The organism is Rhodococcus sp. S3 (assembly GCF_058211795.1).
In genome coordinates this window covers 1161569-1175119 of sequence record NZ_CM177074.1, presented here as the reverse complement: position 1 = coordinate 1175119, position 13551 = coordinate 1161569, and the positions used below count along the sequence as shown (strand labels likewise).

At 67.3% G+C, this 13551-nt stretch carries 12 protein-coding genes, 1 tRNA gene and 1 pseudogene; 5 read left to right on the top strand and 9 right to left on the bottom strand.

Features of this window, described 5'->3' with window-relative positions; all coding sequences use genetic code 11:
• Positions 1–8: 8 nt before the first annotated feature.
• The 4 genes from AC0LPE_RS05615 to AC0LPE_RS05600 form a co-directional block, all read right to left on the bottom strand.
• Entirely contained in the window at positions 9–1394 is a 1386-nt protein-coding gene (locus AC0LPE_RS05615; protein ID WP_241385369.1) for a cystathionine beta-synthase, read from the bottom strand.
• A 109-nt stretch (positions 1395–1503) separates the two neighbouring features.
• Positions 1504–2346, bottom strand: coding sequence for a Bax inhibitor-1/YccA family protein (locus AC0LPE_RS05610; protein WP_016691266.1), 843 nt, complete (start codon positions 2344–2346; stop codon positions 1504–1506).
• A gap of 96 nt (positions 2347–2442) precedes the next feature.
• Complete coding sequence (locus AC0LPE_RS05605; RefSeq protein WP_430716209.1) at positions 2443–3564, bottom strand: class I SAM-dependent methyltransferase; 1122 nt, start codon at positions 3562–3564, stop codon at positions 2443–2445.
• Between the two features lie 13 nt (positions 3565–3577).
• The gene (locus tag AC0LPE_RS05600) at positions 3578–3934 is read right to left on the bottom strand and encodes a hypothetical protein (RefSeq protein WP_241385372.1); all 357 of its coding nucleotides are present in this window, start codon (positions 3932–3934) and stop codon (positions 3578–3580) included.
• Between the two features lie 155 nt (positions 3935–4089).
• On the opposite strand from AC0LPE_RS05600, the pseudogene AC0LPE_RS05595 reads away from it, so the two are divergent.
• Positions 4090–7594 (top strand): annotated as a pseudogene (locus tag AC0LPE_RS05595) (protein kinase domain-containing protein).
• 29 nt (positions 7595–7623) lie between these two features.
• Positions 7624–8646, top strand: coding sequence for a magnesium transporter CorA family protein (locus AC0LPE_RS05590; RefSeq protein ID WP_241385374.1), 1023 nt, complete (start codon positions 7624–7626; stop codon positions 8644–8646).
• 15 nt (positions 8647–8661) lie between these two features.
• On the opposite strand, the gene AC0LPE_RS05585 is transcribed toward AC0LPE_RS05590, so the two are convergent.
• Positions 8662–8838: a hypothetical protein gene (locus AC0LPE_RS05585; RefSeq protein WP_430716211.1), complete on the bottom strand. Its 177-nt coding sequence runs from the start codon at positions 8836–8838 to the stop codon at positions 8662–8664.
• A 136-nt stretch (positions 8839–8974) separates the two neighbouring features.
• Here AC0LPE_RS05585 and AC0LPE_RS05580 point away from each other — a divergent pair, with 136 nt between their 5' ends.
• Positions 8975–9172: a CsbD family protein gene (locus tag AC0LPE_RS05580; RefSeq protein WP_241385376.1), complete on the top strand. Its 198-nt coding sequence runs from the start codon at positions 8975–8977 to the stop codon at positions 9170–9172.
• Between the two features lie 56 nt (positions 9173–9228).
• On the opposite strand, the gene AC0LPE_RS05575 is transcribed toward AC0LPE_RS05580, so the two are convergent.
• On the bottom strand, positions 9229–9423 hold the full coding sequence (locus AC0LPE_RS05575; RefSeq protein ID WP_241385377.1) for a hypothetical protein: 195 nt from the start codon (positions 9421–9423) through the stop codon (positions 9229–9231).
• A gap of 223 nt (positions 9424–9646) precedes the next feature.
• Between AC0LPE_RS05575 and AC0LPE_RS05570 the strand changes: the two genes are divergently transcribed.
• A complete protein-coding gene (locus AC0LPE_RS05570) occupies positions 9647–9793 on the top strand; it encodes a hypothetical protein (RefSeq protein WP_241385378.1) in 147 nt (48 codons plus the stop codon).
• 21 nt (positions 9794–9814) lie between these two features.
• On the opposite strand, the gene AC0LPE_RS05565 is transcribed toward AC0LPE_RS05570, so the two are convergent.
• Together AC0LPE_RS05565 and AC0LPE_RS05560 are read right to left on the bottom strand one after the other, a co-directional pair.
• Complete coding sequence (locus AC0LPE_RS05565) at positions 9815–11500, bottom strand: hypothetical protein (RefSeq protein ID WP_490605763.1); 1686 nt, start codon at positions 11498–11500, stop codon at positions 9815–9817.
• Positions 11501–11588: 88 nt separating this feature from the next.
• A tRNA-Leu gene (locus tag AC0LPE_RS05560) sits at positions 11589–11662 on the bottom strand.
• A 204-nt stretch (positions 11663–11866) separates the two neighbouring features.
• Here AC0LPE_RS05560 and AC0LPE_RS05555 point away from each other — a divergent pair.
• Positions 11867–13120: a lipase family protein gene (locus tag AC0LPE_RS05555; RefSeq protein ID WP_430716213.1), complete on the top strand. Its 1254-nt coding sequence runs from the start codon at positions 11867–11869 to the stop codon at positions 13118–13120.
• A gap of 122 nt (positions 13121–13242) precedes the next feature.
• Here AC0LPE_RS05555 and AC0LPE_RS05550 read toward each other — a convergent pair whose 3' ends face one another.
• Complete coding sequence (locus AC0LPE_RS05550; RefSeq protein WP_241385381.1) at positions 13243–13446, bottom strand: cold-shock protein; 204 nt, start codon at positions 13444–13446, stop codon at positions 13243–13245.
• Positions 13447–13551: the final 105 nt, after the last annotated feature.

Genomic DNA, 13551 nt, shown 5'->3' with positions numbered 1-13551 from the left:
TATGTGTCCTATCGGCCTTGGGAGATGAATCCGAGCAGGTCGTGGCGGGTGATCACTCCGACGGGCTTGCCGTCGTCGATCACCATGAGCGCGTCGGTGTCGCCGAACGCCTTGGTGGCGGCGTCGATGGACTCGCCCACGCCGATGTTCGGCAGCGGGGGGCTCATGTGCTTCTCGACCGGATCGGCGAGGTTCGCGCGACCCTCGAAGACCGCGCTGAGCAGTTCGCGTTCGCTGACCGAGCCGGCGACCTCACCTGCGGTGACGGGCGGCTCCGCACCCACGACCGGCATCTGCGACACGCCGTACTCGCGGAGGATCTCGATGGCGTCGCGCACCGTCTCCGAGGGGTGGGTGTGTACGAGATCGGGCAGATCGCCGCTCTTGCCACGCAGCACGTCGCCGACGGTCGAGTCGTCGGGCTTGCCGTCGAGCGGCGCGCGGAGGAAGCCGTAGCTGGCCATCCACTTGTCGTTGAAAATCTTCGACATGTAGCCGCGGCCACCATCGGGGAGCAGGACGACCACGACGGCGTCGGGGCCTTCACGTTCGGCGACCTGCAGGGCAGCGACGACCGCCATGCCGCACGAACCGCCGACGAGCAGGCCCTCCTCGCGAGCGAGGCGCCGCGTCATCTCGAAGGAATCGGCGTCGGAGACGGCGATGATCTCGTCGGGGACGGAGGGATCGTAGGCGGAGGGCCAGAAGTCCTCGCCGACACCTTCGACGAGATAGGGGCGGCCCGTGCCGCCGGAGTAGACCGAGCCTTCGGGGTCGACGCCGATGACCTTGACCGCTCCTCCGGAGACCTCCTTGAGGTACCGGCCGGTGCCCGAGATGGTGCCACCGGTACCGACCCCGGCGACGAAGTGCGTGATCTTGCCGTCGGTGTCCTTCCAGATCTCCGGACCGGTGCTCTCGTAGTGGCTGGCCGGACCGCCCGGGTTGGAGTACTGGTTGGGCTTCCAGCCACCCGGCAGTTCGCGGGCGAGGCGGTCGGAGACGGTGTAGTAGCTGTCGGGGTGCTCCGGCGGAACAGCGGTCGGGCACACGACGACCTCGGCACCGTAGGCCCGCAGCACGTTGCGCTTGTCCTCGCTGACCTTGTCGGGGCACACGAACACGCACTTGTAGCCGCGCTGCTGGGCGACGAGGGCCAGGCCGATGCCGGTATTGCCGGACGTGGGCTCGACGATGGTCCCACCGGGTTTCAGCTCGCCCGACGCCTCGGCGGCGTCGATCATCTTCACCGCGATGCGGTCCTTGGAGCTGCCACCGGGGTTGAGGTACTCGACCTTCGCGGCCACGAGGCCCGAACCCGGTTTCACCACCGAGTTGAGTTTGACGAGGGGTGTGTTTCCGATGAGGTCGACGACGGAATCCGCAATGCGCATGTCTCCATGTTCCCACGTCGCGCGTCGAGGGTCGGTGACGGTGCATGCGTGCCGGTAAACGACGACGGACCCCGGGCTGTACGCCCGGGGTCCGTCGTGCTGCGAACGACTAGTCGTTCTGGAAGTAGCTGAGCAGTCGCAGGATCTCGACGTACAGCCACACCAAGGTGACGGTCAGGCCGAGGGCGACACCCCAGGCGGCCTTCTCCGGGGCCTGTGCGCGGATCAGCTGATCTGCGGAGTCGAAGTCCAGCAGGAAGCTGAACGCCGCGATGCCGATGCACACGAGGCTGAAGATGATGGCGATCGGGCCGCCGTCGCGCAGGCCCAGGCCACCGTCGATGAAGAAGCCGGCGATGAGGTTGCCCAGCGCCAGGACCAGGACACCGACGAGGGCGCCGACGATCATGCGGGTCAGGCGCGGCGTGACGCGGATGGCGCCGGTGCGGTACACGACGAGCATGCCGAAGAACACGCCGAAGGTACCGAGGACGGCCTGCGCGATCAGGGTCGCGCCGCCCGCGCCACCGAACGTGATGTCGGTGAACATGAACGACAGCGCGCCGAGGAAGAAGCCTTCCGCCACCGCGTAGGCGAGGACGATCGCCGGGTTGTCCATCTTGCGGCCGAACGTCGCGACCAGCACGAGGACGAGACCGATCAGACCGCCGCCGATGACGAACGGAGCTGCCAGGCCGACGTTGGAGTTGACCAGCACGTAGGAGATGAGTGCCGAGACGGCGAGCACACCGAGCGTGATGCCGGTCTTGGTGACGACGTCGTCGATGGTCATCGTCCGCTGGTCGGTGGGGCGTGCCCACGGATCCGTCTGCGGCTGACCGAATTGCTGAGTGACCTGCGCGGCGCCCGCCGTCGCAGAGCCGAACGTGGCGTATCCGCCGCCCTCTTGCTTGGGCAGGTTGCGGAACACCGGGTTACTGGTGGTGCGCACCGTGCACTTCCCTTCTTGTGGTCGCTTCTGTCCGTTCAACGAGGAGGCAACCTCACGAGTTCCCGAATCGTCGAGAAACCTCGGACGAATCGGACTCTACCGGTTACGCACCGAGCGGGTCACGGTGAACTTGCGGTTCCGGCCCTCGACTCGGGTGGTACCGACGACCCCGGACAACGCCGGACGGTAGTCGAGATGACGGTTGTAGACCGTCCACATCTCCCCTCCCGGGCGCAGGATCCGGGCGGCAGCGGCGAACATCCTGTGCGCTGCGCCGGTGTGCACGGTCGCGCCGACGTGGAAGGGCGGGTTGCACACGACGAGGTCGACCGACCCCGAGGGAATCGACGCTGCGGCGTCGTCGCGGAGCGTCTCGATGCGATCGGACAGGCCGTTCGCGGCAGCCGTCTCCGCGGCGGAGGTCACGGCCGCGGCCGACTGGTCGGTGGCGATCACCCTGGCGGTCGGGAGCTGCCGGGCGACCATCGCGGCGAGGATGCCGGTGCCGCAGCCGAGATCGACTGCGAGCTGCGCACCACGATCGATGCGGGGAAGGAAGTCGAGGAGGAAACGGGTGCCGATGTCCAGGCGGGGGCCGGCGAAGACGGACCCGTGCGCGACGACGGTCAGGTCGAGTTCGGGGAGACTCTCGCGAACGGGAAACGAGGCGGGCCCGGGCCGGGCACCGCGCGCCGTGAGCACGCGTGACTTCTGCCGGCCCCGCGAGGCACGGACGTCGGCGAAGGACGCACCGAGTACGTCGTTCATCGCGCGGCTGATGTGCTTGTCACGTCCGCCGGCGAACACGACGACCCCGGGGTCGGCACTGCGTGCGACGATCTCGGCGATCTCGGTGAGCGCGGACAGCGAGCGCGGGAGGCGCAACAGAACGACGCGCGCCCCGGCGAGCAACTCCTCGTCGAGGGCACAGGACCGGTAACGATCCGTGAGCCCTTCCCGATCGGCGTTGGCCGCGAGGGATCGCTCACCCACGATCGAGTCCTGATGGACACGCAGGAGGCCGACGTCGTGGCGCACCGCGGTCCCGAGCGTGAGGGCTCCGTACCTGTCGTCGACGACGATCACGGTCCCGGGAGCCGCGGCGTCGAGCGCGGGAGCGGCCTCGTCGAGGATCAACCGGTCGGCACCGTCTACTGCGAACAGATTGGGCGCTTCCACGTCCGGGAAGCGCCGCAACCTGTCGAACAACTCATCCATCAGCACTCGGCTGTCAGCACTTCCCCTGGCCGGCGTTCTCGATGGCACGCAGGGTGTCGGCCTGCTCGTCTTCCCCGAGATCCTGCCACGCCGGGAGCTGCTGCTGGGCGTCCGCGACGGCCTGGGCGGCTGCCGCACGGTCCTGGCCCCACTCCTCGAGCTCGTCGAGGTAGGGCAGCAACGCCTCGCAGTTCTCCTCGTAGCTCTTGCCGAGCTCGACGGTGGTGCCCGTGCTGCCGGCTTCGGCGGCTGCCGAGGTACTCGTGGTGGTGGTGGTCTCCTCGGCCGAGTCGGATCCGTCGGAGGATCCACACGCCGCCGCCAGCAGGACCACACCTGCACCGAACAGCGCCGCGAGAGTCTTCTTCATCTATGTCCCACTTCTGGTCGCAGTGTCGTTTGACCGTTCCCGGTGATGCACCGTGGTCCGGCCGGACCACGGTAGACCAGGGGCGACGCAGGATATTCAGCGGGCGTGCAGATCCGGGGACTATTGTGGGGAAACCGCTTCCCGAGGTGGCGCCGATGTCCGACAACGATCCGGCCACCCGACGATCACCGACCGTCGACGTGACCGAGACCGACATCGTCCGCGCGCTCCACGACGCGGGCTTCTCCGATGCCGAGGTGATCGGCCGTGGCGGCTTCGGCGTGGTCTACCGCTGCAGGCAGGAATCACTCGACCGGGATGTCGCTGTGAAGGTGCTCCGGCGGAGTCCCGACCCGACGAATCTCGAGCGGTTCCTGCGTGAACAGCGGGCGATGGGACGTGTGTCGGGGCATCCGCACATCGTCACCGTGCTGCAGACGGGTGTCACGGACGACGGTCTTCCGTACCTGGTGATGCCCTATCACCCTCACGACTCGCTGGACACCCGTGTCCGCCGGCACGGCACCCTCTCGTGGGCCGAAGCTGTCCGGTTGGGCGTCAAGCTGGCCGGCGCGCTGGAGACGGCCCACCGATCCGACGTCCTGCACCGCGACGTCAAACCCGCGAACATCCTCCTCACCGAATACGGAGAGCCGCAACTCACCGATTTCGGCATCGCGCGGATCGGCGACGGATTCCGCACCTCGGACGGTGAGATCACCGGATCCCCGGCGTTCACGGCCCCGGAAGTGCTGCGAGGCCGGGCCCCCACACCCGCAGCCGACGTCTACGGCCTCGCCGCCACCCTGTTCGCCGCGATCACCGGGCACGCAGCCTTCGAGCGGAAGAAAGGCGAGAAGGTCGTCGCGCAGTTCCTGCGCATCACCTCCGAGCCTGTTCCCGATCTGCGGGGTGAAGGTGTTCCCGACGACCTGTGCGATGCACTCGAGCGCGGTATGGCCCCCGAGCCCGAGGACCGGCCGCAGACCGCCGCCGCCTTCGGGGACGTCCTCCGGAACATCCAGCGGGCGCACGGCCTGCCGGTCGACACCATGGCGCTGCCGGGGCCTCCCCCGCCGGATCCGCCCGCGGCCCCGCCGGATCTTCCTGCCACCGATCACAGGTCGGGAGCACTGCCCGATCGCGCGGACGGATCCGTCACACCGTCGACCCGGATCCGTCACACCGTCGACCCGGTTCCGTCCGCCCTCGACCACACGGCCCCTCGTCGAACGCAGCCGGCTGATCTCACAGCTGCGCGCCGGACGGCGCCGCCGCCTGACCGCCATCCACGCCCCCACCGGCTTCGGGAAGTCCACCCTGGCCTCGCAGTGGCGCGATGCACTCGCGGCGGACGGGGTGCCCGTCGCCTGGTTGACGGTCGACAGTGACGACGACAACGTGCTGTGGTTCCTCACGCATCTGGTCGAGGCGATGAAGGAGGTCGGTTCCTCGTCGACACGCGAACTCTCCAGGATCCTCGACGCGCACGGACAGGACGCAGAACGCTACGTGTTGTACACGTTGATCGACGATCTCCACCGCACCGACACCGCGGCAACACTGTTCATCGACGATTGGCACCGCGTCACCTCACCCGGGACGATCGCCGCGCTGGACTTCCTGCTCGAGAAGGGCTGCCACCATCTGCACCTCGTCGTGATGAGCCGCAACCGTTCCGGTCTCCCCGCGAGTCGTATGCGCGTCAAGGACGAGCTGGTCGAAATCGATTCGGAAGCATTGCGATTCGACGTGGACGAGTCGAGCTCTTTCCTGCGCGGCGTGAGTGGCATCGATCTCGCCCCGGCGGACGTCCACGAACTGAACAGGACCACCGACGGCTGGGTGGCAGCCTTGCAACTCGCGTCGTTGTCGTTGCGCACCAGCGACGATCCGTCGTGGATGATCGAGAACATCACCGGCCGGCACCACGCGATCGAGGAATTCCTCGCCGACAACGTGCTCTCGACGCTCGAACCGCGAATGTACGAATTCCTGTTGTCCACGTGCATCACCGAATCCGTCAGTGGCAGTCTGGCCGCAGCATTGACCGGTGATCCACGCAGCCAGGCGATGCTCGAGGAAGCGGAGGCACGCGATCTCTTCGTCCGCCACGTCGACGACGAACGTATCTGGTTCCGGTACCACCAGATGTTCCTCGACTTCCTGCGGCGACGACTCGAACGAGATCATCCCGAGAGGATCGCCGGCCTGCACCGCACGGCCGCAACCTGGTTCGCAGCCCATCGCATGCTGCCCGAAGCGGTGGATCACGCCTTGGAGCTCGGCGACACCGACTTCGCGGTGGACCTGCTCGCCTCGGACGGCATGTACCTGATGGAGCACGGTCACATCGCTCCCCTGCTCGCGCTGATCGACCGGTTGCCGCCCCGCTCCGTGGCCCGTGAGCCCCGGCTCCTGTTGGCGCAGGCATGGGCGAACACCGCGGCGCAACGACTGGATCGCGCCCGCAGCGCGCTCGCCGCCGTACGCGAACTCCTGGATCGCGGCGTCACCGCCGGGCAGGACCCCCACGCTCTGCGTGTGGAGGCCGACGCCGCCGAAGCGGCGGTCCTCATGAACGCCGACATTCTGCAGGGGATCGACGAACTCGTCGCGCCGTGCCTCGACGATCCGGGGGCTGTGCATCCCTGGGTCGTCGCGGCGGCCGCGGTCTTCGCCTCCTACGCCGAGATCTTCCGCTTCGACTTCGACGAGGCCGTCCGCATGCAGGAATGGGCGGCGCCCTTCCACCACGAGACCCGAGGCCCGTTCACGTCGATCTACGGGCAATGCCTGTGCGGGATCGCGGTCGGTGAACAACTCGACGTCGCCCGCGCGGAAGAGTACTTCCGCTCGGCCTTGCTGCGGGCACGGCGCACCGGCGGCATCCATACGCATTCGGGCCGCCTCGCGGCAGCGATGCTCGGCGAACTGCTCTACGAGCAGGGCCGGATCGACGAAGCCGAGACCCTGATCGACGAGAGCAACAGACTGGGCATCGAAGGTGGGGCAACCGATTTCATGATCGCCCGGGTGGTCACCTCGGCGCGCCTGAAGGTGCTGCGGCACGACCGGGAATCCGCGGGGCAACTCCTGGAGGAAGGACTGTGCGCAGCAGCGATCAACGATCTTCCCCGGTTGCGGGCACGGATCGAGAACGAGCGCCTGAGACTGGGGCTCGGCACGGTTCCCGTACCGGCACGTCGTGTGCCCGAGTCCGACCGTCCCGATCCGGACGGCACGGTGGAGATCACCCGTCAGCTCGAGGACGCGACGGCGATCCGCCTGCTCTGCGAGAGCGACGAGCCGGAGGCGGTGGAACGCGCGGTCGAATGGGCACAGCGGTGGGTACGCCGCACCGAGGGAGTGCGTCCCCGCGCACACCTGCAGGCGAGAGGACTGCTCGTGTGCTGCCTGCATGCCGCCGGACGCACGGAGGAGGCCGAGCGCACGCTCGCCGCGGTGGTCGACGAGTGCGCATCACGCGGGATGGTGCGGTTTCCGGTGGACGGAGGTCCGCGGACGGCACGCGTCCTCGCCGCTCTCCACCGGCGGATGAGGGAGAACGACCGGCCGGACGAGTGGCCCCCCGTCGACGAGCAGTTCCTCGCGCGCGTCACCCGGCTCGCAGAGTCGGAGAACAGGCCCGTGGTGTGAAGAACTCGGATTTCGGGGACACTCGCGGCATGACGGACCTCGAGGAAATTCCCATCCGGACCCGGCGATGGACCGACGGCAAACTCGTCGACGACGGCTTTCCGCTCTCCGACGTCGCGGGATATCTCGCCGACGAGGACTCCCTGGTGTGGGTGGACCTGTGGAACCCCGAGCAAGCACATCTGCTCGAACTCGCCGGCGAATGGAATCTCGATCCGCTCGCGGTCGAGGACTCCCTTGCTCAGGGTGAACGGACCAAGGCGACCCGATACTCCACCCACACCTTCCTCACGGTGTACGCCACCCACCTGTCCTGGGACGGGGACGACGACATCGAGCGGGGCCACGAATCCCGCTTGCGCACCACGAGAATCTCGGCGTTCGTCCTGCCTCGCGGTGTCGTCACGGTGCGCCGTGGAACCCCCCACGACATCGACGAAGTGGTACGTCGCTGGGACGAGCACTCGGATCTGCTGCAGTACGGTCCCGGAGCACTGGTGCACGGGCTGCTGGACACCGTCGTCGACGGACAGTTCGAGACGATCCAGATACTCGACGATGCGGCGGAAGGGGTCGAGGACTACCTGTTCGACGACCAGGTCTCCACACGGATGATCCAGCGCCGGGTCTACCGCCTCCGGAAGGAACTCGTGCAGTTGCGGCGCGTCGTGCTCCCGATGCGGGAGATCGTCAACGCCGTGGCCCGGACCCGCGCCGAACAGAACCGCCATCCCGAACTCGACAGCTGGTACAACGACCTCTACGACCACGTGATGCGAGCGGCGGAATGGACCGATTCGCTCCGCGACATGGTCGATTCCATCTTCGAGACGAATCTGTCCTTGCAGGACTCCCACCTGAACATCGTGATGAAGAAGCTGACCGGATGGGCGGCGATCATCGCGGTGCCCACCGCCATCACCGGGTGGTACGGCATGAACGTGCCCTATCCGGGTTTCGGTCAGGTCTGGGGCATGGTGACCGGTGCCGTGATCATCGCCGTCTCGGCGATCGTGCTGTACGTCCAGTTCAAGCGACGCGACTGGCTCTGATTTCGCGCCGGGTGCTCAGAGCAGGACGACGAGCAGCACCAGAACCAGGACGACCGCCAGTATCGCGACGATCACCCCGCCGGCGGATCGTCGACGTTGCACCGAGCCGTCACGTACGAGTTCGGGATCGGCGTCGGGAGCGTCACTGATCGGATCGTCGTCCTCGGGGCCGGGGCTGGTGGGATGCGACATCGATCTCCTCCTGGCTCTCTGTTTCCGCAGTCTGGCACGCCGGGGCACGCCATGGTCGTTTTCGCTCGGTTCGGGGCGGGTACTCCGTTGAGGCAACGTCCGACGACCGAGAACGTTCGATGACAGAGGAGGACCGATGGCCGACTTCGTCGACAAGGCAAAGCACAAGGCAGAAGAAGCAGGCGGCAAGATCAAGGAGAACACCGGTCAGGCGACCGGCGACCGTGATCTCGAAGCCGAAGGCCGGGGCGATCAGGCCTCGAGCGGTCTGAAGCAGGCCGGCGACAAGGTTTCGGACGCCGTGGACGACGTCAAGAACGCCTTCAAGAAGTAGTCCGACCCACGCGGTGCCGGTAGTCACGACTACCGGCACCGCGCGTGTGTGGATGCCTACTGCGTGGTGCCCTCGGTGTCGTCGAAGAAGTGCCAGGTGCCGTCCTGCTCGTTCTGCGCCTCCATGCGCCAACCGAGTTCGCTGTTGTCCGCGCGCTGGTCGACGAACCAGGCGTGCGCGTCGTCCGCACTCTCGATTTCCTTGGTGTCCACGACGTTACCGGTGGGGTCGATCACTCGATAGGTAGCCATGACGTGGGGCTTCCCGTCCGACTCGCCGATCAAACGTTGCCGGAGCGCTCTGGTGTAGGGTGGGACCAACGCTCGGCTCGCACTCCGTGAGCTACCTCGCACCGACAGTGCCCGAAGGTTACGAGCCGAACGTGAGAGTCTTCCGCCGCGTGTACCGCGGCCCCTCTTCTTCGCACTGCCCTCGATGGTCGGGGTCTACCCGACCGCACCCGAAAGGACGGCCATGAGCCAGAACAAAGAATTCGACGGTCCCATCTTCCTCGCCCCCACGAGCCCCGAGGCAGAGATCGAGCGCGAACCCGTCGCCGTCGTCGCCGAGAACACCGGTCCCCACGACTACACCTCCATCTTCTCGGCCCGCGGCGCCTGATCCGGACGACCGGCACCGGGATCAGTCGACTGCGAAGTCGGCCAGCGCCTGGGACACCTGCTCGGGTCGCCCGTCGTTCTGAACCGCCGATGCGGTGAGCACGTCGATGTGGTTGTAGCCCGGAAGTGTCACCCTGCGTTCGTTCGGATGATTCGTCTCCGGAACCGTGATCCCACCTCCCGCGAGCAGTGTCACGACGGGATTCCGGGTGACGGCGTCGCGGTGGAGATGCCCCTCGAAACGGGTTGCGGACGCGAGGTCGAACGGCAGCTTCGACGGGAAGTACCACTCGGTGAAATCCAGTGGCGGCTCCGACAGATTCCGCGCCAGCTCCGCGATCGAGGTCACCTCGCTCCCCCGATCGGTGTACCGCGCCTCGTCGGGTGACGACGCCGCCGTGCCCACCTCGTCGTAGTCGAGCCAGCGGTAGACGACCGCCGGATCGGCGAAGACTTCCGGCGACGCCTTGGGTGCGTCGCCGAACATCCCCGAACCGAGCACCTCCGGGGTGCTGGGAACAGGAAACAGCTTGTCGCGCACGGGAGCCCCCGTGATGAAGCCGACGCTCGCCTGCAGGAATCCCAGCGGTTGCGAATTGTCGTCGAGGATCGCCCCGAGAACGGCCTCGTTGGTGGCGTTCAGCGTCCGCACGTCCGGCTCACCGGTCACGAACATCGCGTAATCCCTCGCCAGCAGCGTCCGCAACGTCCAATCGACGTTCGGGTTGTCCGGCATGCGCGGGACGATGCCGTCGATGCCGTCCGGGTCGAGCCGCGCCGCGAGACCGGTGAGTGCCAGCAGATTCGTCGTCTCCGGGTTGATGACCGCGGGGAGCGCGAGCACAGGCGACACCGTGGAGATCGAACCGGACAACGCATCGAGCGGAGCGGACACCGTGTCGGGCAGATCCGGGAGCGCGCCCCGGCCGGGGAACGGCGCTCCGGCTCTGATCACCGTGTCGAGCGCGAAGTACCCACCGCACTGGTTGTAGCCGGCGTCGTCGGTGGTCGCCGGATTTCCGTCGAAATCCCACTCCGCGAAGTAGCCGGTGACGAAACCACCGAGAGAATGCCCGCCGCACAACACTTTCTGTTTCCGCAGTGCCGGGTCCGGAAGTTCGTGACGTAGCAGGTCGTACTGATCGCGCAGTGTCTGTTCCAGTCCGACAGAGGCGAGCCACGCGACGTCGGGGCCGGTCGCGTGACCGCCGAACCGCTGCCCGTCGACCTCGGCACCGTGGAAGTAGTAGTCGGTCGCGGTGTCGAGCGAACCGGTCCGCAGAGCGGCCCGGGTACCGATGTGGTCCTCGAGACAGTTCGATCGCCGGTCCAGCGCCCAGAACTCGATGCGGGAACCGCGCGTCGCGGCAGCAGCGACGGTGTTGCGCGCGACGCTCTCGAACGCGCCCGCCCCCTCGAAGATGCCGGGCTGGGCGACGAGGATCCGGTCGGCGTCGGCGGAATGCTCCGGCCCGTCCGCCGATCGCCACCGCAGATACGACAACCGATCACAGGCCGGTGGACGTGGGCCGGCCTCCGGCGGTAGCGGGGCGGGAACGGACACCACCGATCCGAGCACCTCACCGGCCAGCGGCGCCGACGACACGTACGGCATCTCGGTGCGTCCGGCCGGTTGCGCCGACACCGCCGATGCCGTCAGCACACTTCCCACCACCACGACCACCGCGGCCCCCACCATCACGCGCATCGCATCCCCCGATCGGTTTCGGTGTATTGAACACCGCCCAGCGGAGCCGGATCCACAGAAACGTCCGAAATACGGGACCGGAAGTGAGTGCCCCCAGTGGGACTCGAACCCACACTCGGCGGATTTTAAGTCCGCTGCCTCTGCCAATTGGGCTATAGGGGCGTGGGCATCACATTAGCGCGCGAATCCGGGTGGGACAGCGCCGGGTCGCGAGCGTGGCCCCTCGCGACGGGCGGTGCGCTGCACCTGCCGGCACCACGCCGCGTGATGCGACCGGATTCGTGTGTTGTCACGCCCCGCGCGACAGGGTAGACATCTGCGCAAGGTGTACAAAACGGACAGCCGTCACGACGAGAAGGACGATGGATGCGTTTCACGACCGCGTGGTGTCGGACCCGGCGACTCGGCATCGCGACAGCAGTGGCGACGCTCGCAGCGATACCGGCCCTGGCGACGACGTCTGCCGCGCATGCGGAGAGCATCGTCTACCCCGCAGCCCTGCACGATTCCTTCTACGGCACACCGGCAGACATCGCCGATCGGCAGCCCGGCGATATCCTCGCCGTGCGTGCTGTGCCGCCCCCGCTGGGCTTCCCCGACACCGACGCGGTGCAGTTGAAATTCCGGTCGACGAACTCCGCCGGTGAGCCGATCTCCGCCGTGACGACCGTGCTGTCGCCGCAGGGCGGGGCGCCGGGCCGTCCGCTCGTCTCGTATCAGGCGATCATCAACGCTCTCGGGCTCGAATGCGCGCCGTCCACCGCGCTGTACGCGGAGAACCCGCTCCGCGGCATCCGGGAATCACCGGGCCTGCTCGTCGCGATCCAGCGCGGCTGGTCGCTGGCGATCCCCGATCATCTCGGACCGAACAGCGCATACGGCGCCGCGAAGGTGGGCGGGCAGATCACCCTCGACGGCATCCGGGCCGCTCAGCGACACGCCCCGCTCGGGCTCTCCGACAGCCCGGTGGGGATCGCCGGTTATTCCGGTGGTGGAATGGCGACGGCGATGGCTGCCGCACTGGCCCCGACCTACGCACCGGAGATCCCGATCGTGGGCAGCGCCTACGGCGGGGTCCCCATGGATATCGGCAAGATGGCGGAGGCCCTCGGCGAATCGGCCCATCCCGCCTTCGGATTGGCTATGGCGGCCGCCCTCGGGCTCGAGCGTGAGTACCCGGATCGCATGCCGATCACCGATCAGCTCAACGCTTCGGGCCGGGAACTGCGCGACCGGATCGCGAACGCGTGCACCAACGAGATCCTGCTCGCCGGCGCAGGAAGGAGCATTGCCGACGTCGCCGACCCCGAGGTGGGCATGACCCTGCTCGACAGTCCACCCGTGAGAGCGGTGCTGGACGAGAACAGCGTCGAGAAGATTGCGGCGGTACCGAACGCCCCGGTCTACGAATGGCATTCACCGACCGATGGACTGATTCCACTCCAGTCGATCACCACGACCCTGCGTAGATACTGCGAGGCGGGTGTGCCCGTGCAGACCGAACCGACTCCGGATACGGATCACATCACCGCCGCGGTGATCGGCCTTCCCGGCGCACTGGACTTTCTCGACGGCAGGTTCGCCGGGCTGGCACCGTCGTCGAACTGCGGGACGTCATGACCGGCGCTCGGGCGGTACAGGACCGCTGAACGACCTGCTCGAGACATGCATCGGGCCCGCCTCGACGTGGCGAGGCGGGCCCGATGCATGTCTCGAATCCCCTGAGGGGACGGGAGATCGAATCAGATCACGGTGATTCCGGTGGCCTGGGGGCCCTTGGCGCCCTGGCCGATCTCGAACTTCACACGCTGGTTCTCCTCGAGGCTGCGGTAGCCGCCGGACTGGATCTCCGAGAAGTGCGCGAACACGTCAGCGCTGCCGTCCTCGGGGGCGATGAAGCCGAAACCCTTGTCGGAGTTGAACCATTTCACGATGCCCTCAGCCATGTCTGTCTCCTTCTGTCATGTACCGGAACTCCGCCGAAAGTTCGGCAGAGCCAGGCCGTCATCACATGCGGTGACTTCCGAAAGGAGAACCATCCGCTCGCAATC